The following is a 17,437-nucleotide window of genomic DNA, read 5'->3' on the forward strand; positions in this document are numbered from 1 at the left end:
CAATAAATAATTCAACGCACAGCGGCAACTTTGGCGACGCTGAACCGACAATATCGTACCCCCGCAGCACCGGAGCCCCCCACCATGAGCGTTCGTCGAACTGATGGTCCGAAGCCGGTCACCCTCCGCCCCACGACCGAGACCCAGGCCAAGAACACGGTGAAGCCCGCGGCGACGCCTGGCCCCCGCGTCGTCCAGGACGGCTTCAGCTCGGCCCCGCGCCGCACCGAGCTGGCTCGCGCGGAGCAGACGCTGACGTCGCCGCTCAGGCAGGGCCGCCTCCCGCTGGAGAGCATGGACGCGCAGACCGCCATCCAGGCCTCGCTCGCGCACATCGCTCCGGAGTCCGAGTCGATGTCGCTCACGCGGCAGCCCGCCGCCTTCGTCCCGAAGAACGTGGAGCGCGACGAGCTGGGCATGGTGCACGTGCGCATGGACCGCGTGCACGAGGGCGTGAAGGTCTTCGGTGAGCAGATCATCAGCCACCTCGACAAGGACGGGAAGGTGTCGAGCATCACCGGCGAGCCGTCCACCATCCCCGCCGGCCTCGGCAGCGAGAAGCCCAAGCTGTCGGCCTCGCAGGCCATCGAGGTGGCGCGCAAGGAGTTCGGCGCGAAGCCGGACAAGCAGCCCAACGCGGAGCGGGTCATCTACAAGGATGACGCCGGCAAGTACCACTCGGCGTACCGCGTGGAGATGTCCCAGATTGCCGGCCAGGAGAAGCCGCGCCGCATGAACTACCTGGTGGACGCCAACACCGGGAAGATCTTCGACCGCTTCAACGAGATTGACGGCTTCTCCGTGTCGAAGGGCGCGAAGGCCGGTGCGAAGGCCGCCGCCGCCGCGCCCAACGAGACGAGCGCCACCACCAGCCCCAAGGCCACCATCGGCGACCTGGGCACCGTCACGTCGAAGCTGAAGCTGGACGGGGACGTCACCGTCGACAAGCTGAAGCTGGACGTGGACATCAAGCACACGTACCGCGGCGACCTGACCGTCACGCTGACCAGCCCCTCCGGCAAGAGCGCGGTGGTGCACAACCGCACCGGCGGCAGCACGGACGACCTGAAGACCTCGTTCGACCTGAGCGCCTTCGCGGGCGAGAAGGCCCAGGGCGAGTGGACCCTCACCGTGAGCGACAAGGCGCGCGGCGACACCGGCGTGCTCAACAGCTGGGGCCTGAAGGCCACGGGCAAGCCGGCGCCGACGCCGGGGCCCACCCCGACGCCCACGGGCAAGGCGGACGACACCTCGCTCTACAGCGGCAAGGTGGAGCTCGGGACGAAGAAGAACGCGGACGGCACCTTCAGCCTCCAGGACGCCTCGCGCGGCAAGGGCATCGTCACCTACGACGGGCAGAACAAGGCCCGGGCCAGCGGCCAGGTGGAATTCAAGGACAACAACGACGTCTGGGGTGAGACGGGCGACGCCCCCCGCGCCAAGGCCGCGGTGGACGCGCACTACGGCGCGTCGATGACGTACGACATGATCAAGAACGTCCTCGGCCGCGACTCGCTCGACGGCGCGGGCGAGAAGCTCGTCTCGTACGTGCACGTCGACAACAACCTGGTCAACGCGTTCTGGGACGGCGAGAAGATGAGCTACGGCGACGGCGACGGCAAGGACGCCGGCCCGCTCACCGCGCTGGACATCGCCGGGCACGAGATTGCCCACGGCCTCACCGAGCGCACCGCCGGCCTCATCTACAGCGGCGAGTCCGGTGGCCTCAACGAGGCCATGAGCGACATCATGGGCGCGGGCGTGGAGTGGTACGCCGCGCAGAAGAACCCCGACGTGAAGTTTAACTGGACGGTGGGCGAGACGGCGTGGACCCCGGGCAACGGCAACGAGGACGGCCTGCGGTACATGAACGACCCGACGAAGGACGGGTACTCCATCGACAACTACAAGAACTACCCGAAGCAGAAGGAGGTCCACGGCTCCAGCGGCATCGCCAACAACGCGTTCTACCTGATGGTGAACGGCGGGAAGAACAAGACCTCCGGCGCCGAGGTGAAGGACGGCATCGGGATGGAGAAGGGCCTGAAGATCTACTACCGCGCCCTTGCCCACTACATGACGCCCAGCACCACCTTCGCCCAGGCGCGTGAGGCCTGCATCAAGGCGGCGACCGACCTGCACGGCGCCAACTCGCCGGAGGTCCAGAAGGTGAAGGAGAGCTGGACCGCCGTCGGCGTGAACTAGCGCGCGACGTGCCCATGCCCCGGCTCTGGAGGAAGGCCTCCGGAGTCGGGGCTTCGCATTTCAGCGCGGCACGGTGGGGCCGGCGTCGGCGGGCAGCCCCTCTGCGAGCAGCATCATCGTGTGCGTGCTGGACTGGCGCAGCGCCTTGGCGGCCGCGTACTCGGGCGAGCCCCACCAGGTGCGGGCCCGCTCGACGCTGGGGAACTCCAGGATGACGAAGCGCGGCGGCTGCCAGGTGCCCTCGAGGACCTCGGTGGCGCCCCCGCGCACGAGATAGCGCCCGCCGTACTGGGCAATCGACGGCGGGGCGAGCTGCTTGTAGCGCTCGTAGGTCTGCGCATCATGGATTGCAATCTGGACCACCACGTAGGCCGGCATTCACGCTCCTCGCGGGCTGCCTAGAACACGAATGGGAAACGGACGGGGCCTCCCGGCTCCTGGTGCCTGGGGAAGGTCCACCCGCGGACCTTGGCCTCGATGCAGCGGGCGAGCGGCGTGCCCTTGAGCGACGGCGTCTCGGTGACGACCTCGTCGACCTTGCCGCTCGGGAGGATGCTCCAGCGCACCACCACCCGGCGTCCCGAGCCTGACGGCGGCGTCTCCTCCTCGGCGCCACACGCGGAGACGTCCGCCCTGTTCGCGGCCACCACCTCGAAGATGTCGGACTGGGCGAGCGACGCGCGCGGCTGCGACGGGTCCGGCGGCACGTAGACGGTGCGCCCCACGGATGGATTCGCGTCCGCCGGCGGGTCCAGCAACTCCCGCTCGTAGTCCTCGTCCGGGCCCACGTCCGACTTGGGCGCTGCATTCGCGGCGGGAGCAGCCTCGGCGCCCGGCTTCGCGTCCGCCGAGGCGGCGCTCACGGGAGCTTCCGCCGCGCGCTTCGTGAGCGCGGAGCCTGATACGGCCGGCTGGGAGAGCCGCGCTTGCTCGGGAGGACTGTCGGTGGTCAGCGAGGAGTCCAGCAGCGAGTCCGGTGCGCTGTCGCTGGCCTTCCTGGCGTCGCCGCGTGAGGCAGCCAACGCGGGCACGCTTCCACCCCGGTCGATTCCGACGGACCCCGGCGACGTGAGCGAGGAGCCCGTACCCGCTCCGGAGGCAGCGGCTGGACTCGCGGCGACACTGGCCGCAACGCCTGTCCCCGAAGTCGCCGACGGAGTCCCGGTGCCCGAGGACTCCGGCGGAGCACCAGCACCGGTCACCGCCATGGAGGAGCTGGATGAAACATTGGCGCTGGCACCCTGCTCCACGGCTGCCGCCCCCGCCGTGCCATCCGCATTCACGGAGACAGCGGATGAAGTCCCGTCCGTGCCCGGAACAGCGGACGCGGAAGTCATTCGCTCCGGGGCAGTCGTCGCGGGGGACTCCACGGCGGGCGCGGCCTCGCGGAAGCCCAGGCGCGCCGCGAGCCCACGACCATCCACGTGGCCCAGCAGCCCCAGGGCCACGGCGACCGTCACGCCGCCCACGACGCCGCCCACCGCCACCAGCCACATGGCGCCGCGCCACCGCGAGGGCTCCCGGCCCGCCCGCGACTCTCCAGCCAGTACGGCGTGCGTTCCCACCGGGTCCACGGAGGTGCTCCCCTCCGAGTGGGAGCCGCCCTGGGTGGGCGCCTCCGCGGCGTCCACGAAGGCGGCCGGCTGCGGAGGCGTGGCGGCGGGAGCATGCGCGCCCACGGAGCCCGCCAGCGCCTCTGGCCGCGAAGGCGCGGCTCCGGGAGCATGCGCCCCAGCAAAGTCCGCGAGCGCCTCCGGCCGCGAAGGCGCGGCGGCAGCGCCAGCCCCCTGCCCCACGAGCGAAGGCGCCGCCGGAGCGCTCCCGGAGAGAGCCCTCAGTGCCTCAGCGCCCTTCAGCGCGAAGCCCGGAACCTCCGCGCGGGCCTCCGCGGGCAGCTCCTCCACCGAGGGCACCTTCTCCTGCGGCAGCGGGACGAGCGCCTCGGCCAGCGCCGGCACCTGGGACAGGGGCAGCCACTCGCTGAAGCCATCACGCCAGCACAGCGAGTCCGGGCCCAGCTCTCCCCGCTCCCAGAACGCCTTCAGCGCCGCGACGTCGTGCGGCCCCGAGGCCTTCGCGCCCAGCGCGACGTACCACGCGTGACTCGGCACCTCCTCGCGAACGGAGGACACCAGGGGGCGCCCGCGGTGCAGGCGCTCGCCCATCATCGCCCCGCGCGAGCGCGACTGCGTCGCCTGCGTGACGGTGCGGCTCTTGTCCGTGCGCAGCTTGCCGACGAAGGCGTCGAGCTCCGCGTCGGACACGCCGTCCAGCACCGGAGACGTGTCGGTGTCCTGCTCGTCCGGGGGCACACCCCGGGAGCCGTCCAGGTTGGCGCTTCCGTCCCCTGAATTGCCCACCATGCACCCGCTCCTTGCCAGAATCCCATCGACGACCCGCTCCGCCACCCTCTGACCTCCCCAATGGAATGCCCGCGAGCGGATTCGTCAACGGAGAGCGCCTGCGCGAAGGTGAACGGCAGGCCCACTCTAATCGGACACCTGGCGGAAATGTCCGTTCCCAGCCCGGCCCGTCCACCCCGCTGTGCGGCGCTCGCGCACAGTGGCCGCGTCAGGCCTCCAGCGGCACCTGGCTGGCAGGCACGGATGGCGGGCCCGCCACGGCGCCCACGCCGGGAGGCTCAGAGCGACTTCTGGAGCACGACGAAGGTCGGCGCGGAGTAGCCCGCGTGGGTGCCGTAGCTGAGGAACGCGTAGCCCTGGCGCGCGTACCAGTCCTGGTGGTCCTTGAGTGCCAACCGCACGTTGAGGCGCACGGGAGTGGACCCGAGCGCCCGGGCCCGCGCCTCCACCGCCTCCATCAGCGCGCGGGCCACGCCCCGGCCCCGGTAGGGCGGGAGCACGGCCAGCCGGTCCAGGTACACATGGTCCGGCTTGACGTGGAAGAAGACGCAGCCCTCCGCGCCCGAGGGTGACTCGGAGATGAGGGCGCCTCCGTCCTTCAACTCGCGCAGCACGACCTCTTCCGTCTTGTCGTGCGCGCTGGAGGGCGGGTCCAACCGCCCCCGGTACTCCTCGAAGGCCTCCCGGAGCAGGCGGGCCAGCAACGGGGCATCCGCCGCAACCGCTTCGCGAATCATCGTCCGGCCTACTCCTTCAACGCGGCGGTGAACTGGGTGAGCGTCTTCTTCGCGTCACCGAGCACCATCATCGTATTCGAGCGGACGAACAACGCGTTTTCGATGCCCGCGAAGCCGGCATTGAGCGAGCGCTTCAGCACCAGGCACGTCTTCGCCAGGTCCGCCGAGAGAATCGGCATGCCGTAGATGGGGCTGCTCTGGTCGTTGCGCGCGGCGGGGTTGACGACGTCGTTCGCCCCCACCACCAGCGCGACGTCGGTGGCGGAGAAGTCGTCGTTGATGACGTCCAGGTCGAAGAGGTGGTCGTACGGGACGTTCGCCTCGGCGAGCAGCACGTTCATGTGGCCGGGCATGCGGCCGGCCACCGGGTGGATGGCGTAGCGCACGTCGCAGCCGTTGGCCTGGAGCGCGTTGGCCAGGTCTCGCACCGCGTGCTGCGCCTGGGACACGGCCATGCCGTAGCCGGGCACCACGATGACGGAGCGCGCGGCACGGAGCACCTCGGCCGCCTCCTCCACCGAGCCCACGTTGGGCGCGGGCCCGGAGGGCGTCGCTCCCGCCGTCACCGCCTTCGCCTCCGGCGCCGCGCCGAACGCGCCGAACAGCACGTTGGCGAACGAGCGGTTCATCGCCTTGGACATCATCATGCCCAGCAGGAAGCCGGAGAAGCCGTCCAGCGCGCCGCAGATGATGAGGACGTTGTTGCCCAGTGCGAAGCCCGTGGCCGCCGCCGCGAGGCCCGCGTACGAGTTGAGGAGGCAGATGACCACCGGCATGTCCGCGCCGCCGATGGGCAGCACCAGCAACACGCCCAGCAGCACGCCCAGCGCCGCCACGGCGTAGAAGGCCCAGGCCGCCTCCGGCATGAACACGAGCAGGCCAATCAGCCCCAGCGTGCCGGCAATCATCAGCACGTTGGACGCGTTCTGCCCCGGATAGGTGACGGGCCTGCCGGTGATGAAGCCCTGCAGCTTGCCGAAGGCCATGAGGCTGCCGGTGAAGGTGAGTGCGCCGAGCGCGACTTCCAAGCCAGTGGCGGTGACCTGGAGCGTGGTCATGTGCGGGCCGCCATGCTCCAGGTACTCGACGACGCCGACGAGGCCCACCGCGAGGCCGCCGAAGGCGTGCGACAGGGCGATGCGCTCGGGCATCTTCGTCATCGGAATCCACAGGCCCATGCCCGTGCCCACCGCCGAGCCGATGACGATGGCGAGGATGATCCACTCCCACCGGATGATGACGCCGGACACCGCCACGCCGTACAGCAACGTGCCGACGACGGCGGCCACCATGCCCACCTCCGCCAGCAGCACGCCCCGGCGTGCCGTCTGCGCGTCGCCCAAATCTTTCAGGCCCAGCACGAAGAGGATGGAGGCGGCGAGGTACAGCAACTGGACGAACGTCTCCGTCAGCGAGAGCGTCATCGCGCGCCTCCCTTCTTCTTGAACATGCGCAGCATGCGGTCGGTGATGAGGAAGCCGCCCACCACGTTGATGGTGGCCGCGAGCACCGCCACCGCGCCCAGCACCGTGGACACCGTCCCGTAGTGCCCGCCCGCCGCCAGCAGCGAGCCCACCAGGGAGATGCCGGAGATGGCGTTGGTGAAGGCCATCAGCGGCGTGTGCAAGAGGTGCGGCACCTTGGAGATGACCTGGTAGCCCGTGAAGGCGGCCAGGAAGAACACGTACAGGCCGAAGATGAGCGTCAGTGACATGTCAGGCAACCTCCTTCAACGCCACGTCCGCCACGGCCGGATGGACGATGTCCCCGCCGCGGGTGATGAGCATCCCCTTCACGATTTCGTCCGCGACATCCAGCTTCAGCGCGCCGTCCTTGTCCGTGACGTGCGCGAGCAGCTTCTCCAGGTTGCGCGAGAACATGGCGCTGGCGTGCACCGAGAGCTGGCTGGGCAGGTTCTTCTCGCCGATGACGGTGACGCCGTTCTCCGTGCGGTAGCGCTCGCCGGGCCGGGTCAGCTCGCAGTTGCCGCCCTGCTCCGCCGCGATGTCCACCACCACCGAGCCGCTCTTCATGCGCCGCACCATGTCCGCGGGCAGGAGCACCGGCGCGCGCCGGCCGGGCACGAGCGCCGTGGTGATGACGGCGTCGGACTTCGCCACGTGCACCGCGAGCGCCTCGGCCTGCTTCTTCTTGGCCTCCTCGCTCAATTCCTTCGCGTACCCGCCGGAGCCCGCCGCGTCCTCGATGTCGATGTTGACGAAGCGGGCGCCCAGGCTCTCCACCTGCTCCTTCACCACCTTGCGGACGTCGTACGCCTCCACCACCGCGCCCAGGCGGCGCGCCGTGGCGATGGCCTGCAGGCCGGCCACGCCCGCGCCCAGCACCAGCACCTTGGCCGGTGGAATCGTCCCGGCGGCCGTCATCAGCATGGGGAACAGCTTCGGCATCGCCTCCGCCGCGAGCAGCACCGCGCGGTAGCCGGCAATCGTCGCCTGCGAGCTGAGCACGTCCATCATCTGCGCCAGCGTCGTGCGCGGCACCATGTCCATGGCCAGCAGCGTCACCTGCCGCTGGGCGATGGCGCGCGCCAGCTTCGGGTTGGACATGGGGTACGCCAGGCTCACCAGCACCGAGCCGGGCTTCAAGAGCGGCACTTCCTCCGGCCCTGGAGGCTGGACCTTGAGCAGCACGTCCGCGGCGGCATAGACGGCGGCGGCGCTCGGCTCGAGGCGTGCTCCGGCGGCGCGCAGCTCCTCGTCGGAGCACTCCGCGCCCTGGCCCGCGCCGCTCTCAATCACCACTTCGTGCTTCCTGCCGACGAGGCGTTTCACGCTCTCCGCCACGAGCGCGATCCGCTTCTCGCCCGGCACCGTTTCACGGGGGATGGCGATGATCATGCCGGGCAGCATAGGCCATCACGCCCGGTCGCATCTGCTCCGACCCGGGGTGTGCATCCCGGGTCCCATACAATCACCCGCCGGTACTACGGGAAGTCCCGCAGACGACGCTTCAGGACGCCTTCGCCTTCGCGGCCTCGCGCTGCGCGGCGACCCAGGCCTTCGCGTCCTCCTCGGTGGCCACCATGGCGAAGGGGGTGTTCCCCTTCTTCCCCATCAACTCTCCCGCGCGGATCATCATGTTGACCATGGTCCGCATGGCGAAGCTGGAGCCGAACATCACCGTGGCCGCGTAGGGCATCAGGTCCGGATTCTCCCCCAGGACCTTGCGCACGTCCGCGGACATGCCGGTGCCCTGGCGCGAGTCCGAGATGAGATAGAGCGTGGGGTGGTTCTTCTTCAGCTCACGCACCAGCGCGTTCGACTCCTCCAACAGCTTCATGTCGTAGACGCCGACGGTGACGAGCCGCACCGTGTCCGGCTCCTCGAACCACATCTTGTGCGGGCCCAACGTCCAGACTGCTCCCATCGCACTGCTCCTTGTCGCGGATTCCTGGGGTGGTTCAGCGCTGCTGCGTCGGCGTCCCGCTGTTGTTCTTGCGCAGGTGGAGGAAGCACTCGCGCAGGCCTTCCTTCAGGCTGCTGAGCGTCTTCACCGCACTGAGGTCCACGCCAATCTGGACCAGCGTCTGGGCGATGAGCGGGCTGATGCCCGTCACCACGCAGTACGCACCCAAGAGCCGCGCGGCGTTGACCATCTTGATGAAGTGGTTGGCCGTCATCGTGTCCACCACCTCCACGCCGGTGATGTCGATGATGACGCAGCGGGCCTTCCCCTGGACGATGCGGTGCAGGAGCCGCTCGGTCATCTCCACCGAGCGCTGCGTGTCCACCACGCCGACGATGGGCAGCGTGAGGATGTCCTCCCACAGCTCGATGATGGGCGTGGACAAGTCGCGGATGGCCTCGCGCTGCCGTTCGATGGTGGCGAGCTTCTCCTCCATCTCCCGGTGGCTCGTCGCCAGGCGCGTCAGCGCCTCCTCGTGCTCGCGGCGCGTGGTGTCCAGCTCGCGCACGAAGACGTTGAGCGTCTCCTCCAGCGCGGCAAACTCGTCCTGCTCGTGGATGGGGATGGTGGTCCGCTCGACGGAGAACTCACCCACGGAAATCATCGACAGCACGTCGATGATGCGGCCGATGCGCTCGGGGCTGATGGAGAGGAGGTCCTGCTTGGGGAGGGCGCTCATGGGGTGTGGGGGTCCTCAGGCGGTGGGCTTGGGAAGGGGGGACGGCGACAGGCCGAGCATCTCGTCGGCCAGGGCAAGGGCGGCCTCGCGCTCGGCGGAGGTGGTGCGCCCGCCCACCACCTGGACACCGAGCAGCACCAGCCCCTCCTCCAAGCCCAGCGCCGTCTCCACGCCCTCGAGCTGGATGCCCATGCTCTGCAGGGTGAGCGCCACGTCCGCGCCCATGCCGCACAGCACGGTGCGGGTCCCCATCAGCCGCGCCGAGGCCGCCAGCCTCGCGAGCACCGCGCACAGGTGGCTGTCCACCAGCCAGAGCCCGGAGATGTCCACCACCATGCCGCGCGCGCCGATGCGCTGGATGTCGCGCAGCACGTCCGAGCACAGCTGCGCGGCCTGCGCGTCGGTGATGTCCCCCTGCAGCGGGACGATGAGGTTGCCCCAGAGGGGGATGATGGGGATGCGGGAAGTCTCGCGGTCGGGGCGGGAGGCCCCGGGGAAGTCGGGCTGGCTCATGAGTTCTCCACGTCCACCACCATCACGGTGGCATCGTCCGAAGGTCGGGCGTAGCGCTCCATCAGGAGCAGACACGCCTCGTTGGGGGGAAGCTTCCGTGCGTACTCCAGGTCCAGCCGGAAGCTCAGGCCGTCGCTGAAGAGGACCAGCCGGTCTCCGGGCGACAGCGCCGCGGAGGCGGTGCGCAGCGAGCGCATGGACTGACCGAGGATGCCGGGCGTGGGGACCACGGGCACCCGGGTGCCCCGCGTGCGCAACTCGACGTTGCCCACGCCGCCGCACTGGAGCGTCTTGCCGTCGAACAGGCCGAGCATGATGGCCGCGCCCCGGCTGTGCCGCAGGGCCGCGTGCACCGCGTCCAGCAGCGGCTCCACGCCGGAGTCCAGCGGCTGCTGCTCCAGGCAGCGGGCCGCGTCGGCCGCCACCGCCGCGGCCACGGGGCCGTGCCCCAGCGCGTCGACCACCGCCAGCAGCGTGTGCCCGCCCTGGGTACGAACCAGCGCCATGTCACCGTTCCGCACCTCGCCCGGCTTGGGGCGCGAGTGGTGGGAGACGGCCAACCTCACAACCACACCTCGAAGTCCACCTGCGTGCCCGAGGGGCCGGTGCGCACGTCGAACCGGTCCGCCAGCCGCTTCACGCCCAGAAGCCCCAGGCCCATGCCCGTCTTGCTGCGGTAGGTGCCGGACAGCACGCGCTCCAGGTCCGGAATGCCGCGCCCCTGGTCCTCCGCGCGCACGCGCAACAGGCGCCGCGGCGTCTGCTCCGGGGCGAGCTGGATGGTGCCTCCTCCGGCATATGCAATCTGGTTGCGCGCCAGCTCACTCACCGCCGTGGCCACCTTCTGGCACTCGTAGCCGCGCCCACCCAGCGTCTCGCACATCATCCGCGCCGCGAGCCGCGCGTGGCTGGCGTCCGACTCCGTGCGCACCAGATAGGTGGTGGCGCGGACCTCCGGAGCGGCGGCGGCGGGCGCCACCATGGGAGTGCCCTGCGGCGGGGTGGGGGCCGGCTTCGACGCGGGGGACGGCGCCGCCACCGGGGAGGTGGCGGGTGTGGCCAGCGTCCGCAGCAGTGCGGCCAGCTGCGGCCGGCGCGCGGGGTCCACGAAGTGGCGGGTCGCCGGCTCCAGCGCCTCGATGACGCGGGGCAGCTCCGCCGAGCCCACGGACTCCAGCGACAGCCGCAGCGGCTCCAGCGTCCCGCGCAGCACCAGCCGCGCCGCCGTCTCCGACATGAACTGCTGCAGCACCCGCAACAGCTCCGTGCACATCGAGCCCCGGCTCACCGGTGCCTCCTGTTCTCCAGAATCACCCGCTTGCGGGCCACCACCTCGAGCCCTCCGCCCTCGCGGTTGGACACGTGGACGCCATCCGTCAGCCGCATCACCGCCGCGCCGCCCTCGCCCAGGCTCTCTCCCGGCAGCGGGCCGGGACGGCCCTCACCCCGGCCCATGAAGAGCCGCGCGGGGTCCGTCATGCCGGGGCCGCGATCTCTCGAGCGGATGAAGAGCCACCCGGCCTCGCACCACAGCTCCACCGTGCCGCCCGCGCCGGCGTGACGCACCAGGTTGGTGGCCAGCTCACTCACCACCACCGCCACCTCCGCGCTGGCCGGGGCCGTCAGCCCCACCTGCCGCGCGAAGCGCCGCCCCAGCGCCGCCGCCACCGCCGCGTCCGACTTCAGCTGGACCTCCACCGTGAGTGGGGCCTCGAAGTCTGGAAATTGGGGGAGAGGGGCCGGCAAAAATCATCCCGAGTGGAAAGTTTCGATAAATCAGGCAACAAAATGTCGAGTATGTAAAGTGGTGCAGACCGCACCCACTGATGCTCGCTTCCATTCCTGGGGAGCTCGGATTAGAACCGGAAATTTTGGGCGTCAAAACCCGGCCTCACCGGATTCATCCGGGAAGCGCTGGGTTTGCGGGATTGAAGAGGGAGCGAGAGCGCCCCGCCCGTCACACCCCGGTCAGGTGCTTCACCTGCAGGTCCGGCCCCACCGCGAGCGTGGTGCCCTGGACCAGCTCCACCCAACCCGCGGTGCGCTTCACGTGGCTGGCCACCACCACCGTGCGGCGGCGCCGGTGCGCGCCCACCGCGGGCTGCGTCTCCGGGGTGCCGGGTGTCACGCCGCACAGCTCGCACTCGGCGGAGCCCTCCAGCCGCGTATAGAAGAGCGGCTCCTCGCCGAAGCGGCACGCCACCAGGAGCGAGCCGTTGGTGGCCACCAGGTTGAGCGTGGAGGTGCGGGTGATGCCCGCATCCACACCGGCCTTCGCCACCTCGCGCGCGGTGTCCGCCAGGAGGTGCCCGGCGAGGGAGGCCTCCAGCCTCGGGTCATCCGTGCGGCCCACGTCGCGCAGGTGCCGCAGGAACAGCGCGAAGAGCAGCTCGCTGTCCGTGGCGCCCCGCACCTGCCGCTGGAGGTGCTCGGGCAGCGAGTCCATCAGCGTCGCGCGCAGCTGCGCGAAGCCGTTGATGGCGCCCTGGTGTGCGAACAGCCAGCGGCGCGCCCGGAACGGCTGCGTGTTGTCCTCCAGCGAGAGCCCCACCGGCAGCCTGCCGCCATGGAACAGCAGCGCCTCGGACTCGTGCGGAGGGGCGAGCGAGTCCAGCGAGAGTTCGCCGTCGCTCGCGAAGCGCCGCAGCAACACCTCGTCCTGGGCGTAGGCGCCCACCCCCACTGCATTGGAACGCGGCTCACCCTGGAGGAGTACCTGGCTGGACAGCCGGTGGAGCTCGCACCGAAGCAGGTTCGGGTCGGACGTCAGGGCGGCGAGGACGACGGACATGGATGAAGACCCCCTTCCCAGGGATAGATAATGACGCCAACCTCCCCCCTCAAGCCAGCAGGCACGTCCCCTCGCCCCCTCGCTAAGTGCTTGAAATGGCTGGACTTTGCTGGACTTGAAACGTTGACACGCCGAGGAGAGAGCCCTAACCTCCCTGCGCTTCACCGACAGACCTTGCGTGGTGGGTCTTCACCGGAGACGGAATGGCGGACGACATCGCAATCGGCATCGACCTGGGCACGTCGTATTCATGCGTGTCGGTGGTCCAGGACGGTCAGCCCGTGGTCATCCCCAACGAGTGGGGAGAGACGACGCATGCCTCCTGCGTGTCCTTCCTCGAGGACGGCTCGGTGCTGGTGGGCAACGCGGCCAAGAAGAACATCATCACCAACCCCGAGCAGACCGTCTATTCCGCCAAGCGGCTCATCGGCCGGTACTACTTCTCCGACGAGGTGAAGAAGGCGCAGGCGGTGATGCCGTACCGCATCGTCGAGGGCGAGAACAACTCGGTGCGCATCGCCGTGGGGGCGCGGACGTACTCGCTGCCGGAGATCAGCGCGCTCGTCCTCAAGGAGATGAAGGCGGTGGCGGAGACGTACCTCGGGCGCGAGGTGACGAAGGCCGTCGTCACGGTGCCGGCGTACTTCAACGACAACCAGCGGCAGGCCACCAAGGACGCGGGCCGCATCGCCGGGCTGGAGGTGCTGCGCATCCTCAACGAGCCCACCGCGGCGGCGCTGGCCTACGGCTTCGGCCGGGACGTCAACCAGCGCATCGTCGTCTACGACCTGGGCGGCGGCACGTTCGACGTGTCCATCCTGGAGATTGGCAAGGACGTCTTCGAGGTGCTGGCCACCGCGGGAGACACGTACCTGGGCGGCGACGACTTCGACGACCGCATCATGACGTGGCTGGCGGACGACTTCCTGGCGAAGACGCGGCTGGACGTGCGGCAGAACAAGTACTGCCTGCAGATGCTGAAGGAGGCCGCGGAGAAGGCGAAGATCGACGTGGGGCAGACCGGCTCGGCGGACATCCTGTGCCAGGGCATCTGCCAGGACGCGCAGGGCAACATCATGGACCTGCGCGGCACGCTCAACCAGGACCAGTTCAACCGGATGGTGATGGACCTGGTGCAGCGGACGTTCAAGGTCTGCGACGAGGCGCTGCAGAGCGCGCGGCTGACGGCGGCGGACATCGACGCGGTCATCCTGGTGGGCGGGCCCACGCGGCTGCCCATCATCCGCAACTCGGTGAAGCACTACTTCCAGAAGGGCCCGCTGGAGGGCATCAACCCGGACCAGGTCGTCGCCATGGGCGCGGCGCTCCAGTCGCACGCGCTGCTGGACAGCAAGACGGAGACGTTCCTGGTGGACGTCACGCCGCTGACGCTGCGCATCGGCACGGTGGGCGGGTACACCGAGAAGATCATCGACAAGAACACGCCGGTGCCCATCGACCGCTCGAAGACCTTCACCACCAGCCGCGACGGCCAGGAGAAGGTGAAGATTCGCGTGTACCAGGGCGAGTCCAACCGCGCCGACGAGTGCGAGATGCTGGGTGAGTTCGAGTTCTCCGGCTTCCGCATCGGGTACCGGGGCGAGGTGAAGATTGAGGTCACGTTCGAGATCAACACGGACGGACTGGTGAACGTGTCCGCGTGCGACACGGAGACGGGACAGAAGACGTCGACGACCATCACCCTGTCGTCCGGCATGACCGAAGCAGACATCCAGAAGTCCATCCAGTCGAACCGTGACACGCGGCTGGCGGGACACAACAGCAACGACCTGCCCGCCGTGGCCCACTAGCGGGCCCCTGGACGCCGAAGATGTCCCAGCCTTCTGACCCCAGCACCGGCAAGCCGCCGGGAGCCCCGCCCGGGACGCCGGCGGCTCCTGCTCGCCCCGCCGTCCCCCGGGTGACCGCCACCGTCCCCGCGGTCCCTTCCGCTCCCGTCGCGGGTGCGCCTCCGCGTCCACCGCCGGCCCCGGGCGCGGTGCCCGCCGCGCAGCCGCCCCCGAGGGCTCCCGGTGCGACGGCGCCCGGAGCGCGTCCCGTCGTGACGGCGCCCGTGCCTCCGCAGCGGGCCACCGTCCCCGGCATCCCCGCCGTGGGGGCGCCCGCGGCGTCTCAGCGCCCCACCGTGGCTGGCACTCCCGCCGTGGGGGCTCCCGCCGCGCCCGCGGCGTCTCAGCGGCCTACCGTCCCCGGCATCCCCACCGTGGGGGCTCCCGCGACGGGCGCGGCTCCCGCGGCTCCGCAGCGGGCGACCGTCACCGGCCTCCCCACCGTGATCGCCCCGGGCGCCGCGCGTCCCACGGCTCCCGCCGTGGCTCCGGGACAGGGCACCCCGGCGGCGCGCGCCGTGACGAATCCGGGGGCGGTGCCCTCGCAGACGGCGCAGCCCGCGCCTCGCGGCGCTTCCTCGCCACTGCCGTCCATCACGCCCGCCGTGGGTGGGGCTTCGGGCTCCGCGCCTCGCGGGACTCCGGCGGCGCTGCCGTCCATCACGCCCGCCATGAGTGGCGCAGCGGGCCCCGCGCCTCGCGGGACTCCCGCGGCGCTGCCGTCCATCACGCCCGCCATGGGTGGCGCAGCGGGCCCCGCGGCGGCCAGTCCCCAGGGCCAGGCGCCTCGGGCGACTCCGGGTGCGCCGGCCGCCGCGGCTGGCATGCCGCCGCCTCCGCCCCCGTCGGTGGCCACCGCCGCGCCGCGTCCGGTGCCTGGCGTGCCGCCCGTTGCCGCGCAGCGTTCTCCCTCGGGCACCGTGCCCTCCGTCGCACCGGCAACCGGGCCCGTGGCTCCGACCGCCGCGCAGCGTCCTCCCTCGGGCGCCGTGCCCTCCGTCGCACCGGCAACCGCGCCGCGTCCGCCCACGGGCGCCGTCCCCGCCGCTCCGCCGGCCCCGGGCGCTGGCGCCGCCGTGCGCGCGCCCGTCGTGGCCGCGGGCACACCGCCGCGTCCCCCGCCCACGCTCGCCGTGGGACAGGTGGCGTCGCCCGCGGCCCCGGCCACTCCGCCCCAGCCGCGTCCGGGAGCACGCCCCACCGTCTCCCTTCCCGCCCTGGTGACCGCGGGCTCCGCGCCCCGGCCTCCGCCCGTCGCGGGCGGCCCGGTGCCTCCCGTGGCCCCGGCCGTGCCCACCGCCGCCGCGCGCGTGACGGCCATTCCTCCCGTGCCCTCCGTGGCCCCCACCGTCCCCGGCATCCCGCCCGTGGGCGCGGCCGCGCGCGTGCCCGCCGTTCCGTCGATGGCGCCCGTGGTGCCGCCCATCGCCCCGGCCGTCCCGTCCGTGGCGCAGCGGGTGCCGCCTCCGCCTCCCGCCGCCGCCATGGCGCCGCCGCCCCCTCCCGCCGCCGCGAAGGGGTCGGGCCTGGACGCCCAGCAGCTCGCGGACCTGGCGGCGCGCTGCGCGAAGCTGGACCAGATGGACTACTTCGAGGTGCTCCTCATCGAGCGGACCGCCGTCCCGGCGGACATCAAGAAGGCCTTCTACCGCGAGAGCCGCACCTACCACCCCGACCGCTTCTTCCACGTCGAGGAGAAGGAGCTGAAGGAGCGCGTCCACGAGCTCTACAAGCGCGTCACCGAGGCCTATTACGTCCTGCGCGACGACCTCAAGCGCAAGAAGTACCTCGCCGACGTGACGGGCCCCGAGCGCGCCCAGAAGCTTCGCTTCACCGAAGCCTCCGAGTCGGAGAGCAAGGCCGCCGTCAAGAAGGAGCAGGAGGAGCAGATCGGCACCCACCCCAAGGGGCGCCAGTTCTACGCGCAGGCCCAGAAGGACAGCGACGGCGGCAACCTGTCCGCCGCCGAGCGCAACCTCAAGATGGCCCTCACCTACGAGCCCTCCAACGCCCGCTACAAGGAGCGTCTGGCCGAGGTGTCGAAGCAGCTCCAGGACGAGGCGAGGAGCAAGGGCGACTCGTCGTTCAAGATCCGCTGAAGGCCCCCGGAGGGCGCCATGGTCATCGACCTCATCATCCTCGGCCTGGTGCTCTTCTTCGCCATCATCGGCGCCATCACCGGCGCCTCGCGGCAGGTGGCGAACCTCGTGGGGCTGGCGGCGGGCTACTTCGCCTCCAGCCGGCTGGGCCCCCTGGTCGGCCCCAAGCTCGCGGCCTCACTCGGCAGCCCGCTGTTCCTCGGCATCATCCTGGGCTCGGTGCTCGTCTACGTGTTCGTGTGGCTGTCCGTGCGTTATGCGCTGGGCGCGCTGCTGATGCGCTTCCTCAGCACCGGCCGGCACAACGAGGAGCGCGGCGTGGACCGCTTCCTCGGCTTCGTCCTCGGCGGCGCGAAGATGGCCCTCATCGCCTGGGTGGCGCTCAGCGCCATCACCTTCTTCGAGCAGCACGTGGTGGTGGCCGGCCGGCGCTTCGGCGTCGCCACGCAGGAGTCGCTGTCCCTCCAGGCCGCGCGCCGCTTCAACCTGTTCGAGATGACGCAGTTCTCCCAGGTGGGCAACCTGGTGCGCGTGGCGAAGGTGTCCACGGACCCGGAAATGGCGGGCCGTCTCCAGGAGGACCCGGCCTACAAGGCGCTGCGCAAGGACGCGCGCTTCCAGCGCCTGCTCCAGGACGAGAAGCTGAAGCAGGCGCTCGCCCGGGGCGACACCGCCGCCCTCCTGCGCAATGACCTGGTCCTCCAGCTCATCCAGGACCCGGACGTGGCCGCCCGACTGCGAGCGGCCGTCCGGGCCTCGGAGCGCGGGGACTGA

17 protein-coding genes are annotated in these 17,437 nt (G+C 70.8%); 4 read left to right on the forward strand and 13 right to left on the reverse strand.

Going from position 1 to position 17,437, the window contains the following annotated elements; all coding sequences use genetic code 11:
- The first annotated feature begins 84 nt into the window (after positions 1-84).
- Entirely contained in the window at positions 85-2,205 is a 2,121-nt protein-coding gene (locus OV427_RS04865) for a M4 family metallopeptidase (protein ID WP_267854942.1), read from the forward strand.
- Between the two features lie 60 nt (positions 2,206-2,265).
- Here the strand turns inward: OV427_RS04865 and OV427_RS04870 are convergent, their stop codons facing one another.
- The 13 genes from OV427_RS04870 to OV427_RS04930 form a co-directional block, all read right to left on the reverse strand.
- Complete coding sequence (locus OV427_RS04870) at positions 2,266-2,583, reverse strand: DUF1330 domain-containing protein (RefSeq protein ID WP_267854943.1); 318 nt, start codon at positions 2,581-2,583, stop codon at positions 2,266-2,268.
- A 20-nt stretch (positions 2,584-2,603) separates the two neighbouring features.
- Positions 2,604-4,568: a GYF domain-containing protein gene (locus tag OV427_RS04875; RefSeq protein ID WP_267854944.1), complete on the reverse strand. Its 1,965-nt coding sequence runs from the start codon at positions 4,566-4,568 to the stop codon at positions 2,604-2,606.
- Between the two features lie 278 nt (positions 4,569-4,846).
- Positions 4,847-5,305: a GNAT family N-acetyltransferase gene (locus tag OV427_RS04880; RefSeq protein WP_267854945.1), complete on the reverse strand. Its 459-nt coding sequence runs from the start codon at positions 5,303-5,305 to the stop codon at positions 4,847-4,849.
- Positions 5,306-5,313: 8 nt separating this feature from the next.
- Positions 5,314-6,729 (reverse strand): NAD(P)(+) transhydrogenase (Re/Si-specific) subunit beta, encoded by a 1,416-nt coding sequence (locus tag OV427_RS04885; protein ID WP_267854946.1) that lies wholly within the window; start codon positions 6,727-6,729, stop codon positions 5,314-5,316.
- Positions 6,726-7,019: an NAD(P) transhydrogenase subunit alpha gene (locus tag OV427_RS04890; RefSeq protein WP_046713014.1), complete on the reverse strand. Its 294-nt coding sequence runs from the start codon at positions 7,017-7,019 to the stop codon at positions 6,726-6,728. Before OV427_RS04890 ends, OV427_RS04885 begins: the two co-directional genes overlap by 4 nt.
- A gap of 1 nt (position 7,020) precedes the next feature.
- Positions 7,021-8,175, reverse strand: a complete 1,155-nt coding sequence (locus OV427_RS04895; RefSeq protein WP_267854947.1) for a Re/Si-specific NAD(P)(+) transhydrogenase subunit alpha — start codon at positions 8,173-8,175, stop codon at positions 7,021-7,023.
- A 100-nt stretch (positions 8,176-8,275) separates the two neighbouring features.
- Positions 8,276-8,692 (reverse strand): STAS/SEC14 domain-containing protein, encoded by a 417-nt coding sequence (locus OV427_RS04900; protein WP_267854948.1) that lies wholly within the window; start codon positions 8,690-8,692, stop codon positions 8,276-8,278.
- A gap of 34 nt (positions 8,693-8,726) precedes the next feature.
- Positions 8,727-9,410, reverse strand: coding sequence for an STAS domain-containing protein (locus tag OV427_RS04905; protein WP_267854949.1), 684 nt, complete (start codon positions 9,408-9,410; stop codon positions 8,727-8,729).
- Between the two features lie 15 nt (positions 9,411-9,425).
- Positions 9,426-9,923 (reverse strand): STAS domain-containing protein, encoded by a 498-nt coding sequence (locus OV427_RS04910; protein WP_267854950.1) that lies wholly within the window; start codon positions 9,921-9,923, stop codon positions 9,426-9,428.
- Positions 9,920-10,429, reverse strand: coding sequence for a SpoIIE family protein phosphatase (locus OV427_RS04915; protein ID WP_267854951.1), 510 nt, complete (start codon positions 10,427-10,429; stop codon positions 9,920-9,922). Before OV427_RS04915 ends, OV427_RS04910 begins: the two co-directional genes overlap by 4 nt.
- A 56-nt stretch (positions 10,430-10,485) precedes the next feature.
- Complete coding sequence (locus OV427_RS04920) at positions 10,486-11,211, reverse strand: ATP-binding protein (protein ID WP_267854952.1); 726 nt, start codon at positions 11,209-11,211, stop codon at positions 10,486-10,488.
- Positions 11,208-11,621: an ATP-binding protein gene (locus tag OV427_RS04925; protein WP_267854953.1), complete on the reverse strand. Its 414-nt coding sequence runs from the start codon at positions 11,619-11,621 to the stop codon at positions 11,208-11,210. The genes OV427_RS04920 and OV427_RS04925 overlap by 4 nt, the downstream gene beginning before the upstream one ends.
- 259 nt (positions 11,622-11,880) lie before the next feature.
- Complete coding sequence (locus OV427_RS04930) at positions 11,881-12,714, reverse strand: class II glutamine amidotransferase (protein ID WP_267854954.1); 834 nt, start codon at positions 12,712-12,714, stop codon at positions 11,881-11,883.
- 203 nt (positions 12,715-12,917) lie between these two features.
- On the opposite strand from OV427_RS04930, the gene dnaK reads away from it, so the two are divergent.
- From dnaK to OV427_RS04945, 3 genes are read left to right on the forward strand one after another with little or no spacing between them, the layout of a single operon-like run.
- Positions 12,918-14,525, forward strand: coding sequence for a molecular chaperone DnaK (gene dnaK, locus OV427_RS04935; protein WP_267854955.1), 1,608 nt, complete (start codon positions 12,918-12,920; stop codon positions 14,523-14,525).
- A gap of 20 nt (positions 14,526-14,545) precedes the next feature.
- On the forward strand, positions 14,546-16,663 hold the full coding sequence (locus tag OV427_RS04940; protein ID WP_267854956.1) for a J domain-containing protein: 2,118 nt from the start codon (positions 14,546-14,548) through the stop codon (positions 16,661-16,663).
- Between the two features lie 18 nt (positions 16,664-16,681).
- Positions 16,682-17,437, forward strand: a complete 756-nt coding sequence (locus OV427_RS04945; RefSeq protein ID WP_267854957.1) for a CvpA family protein — start codon at positions 16,682-16,684, stop codon at positions 17,435-17,437.

This window comes from Pyxidicoccus sp. MSG2 (assembly GCF_026626705.1).
Classification (GTDB): Bacteria; Myxococcota; Myxococcia; order Myxococcales; family Myxococcaceae; genus Myxococcus.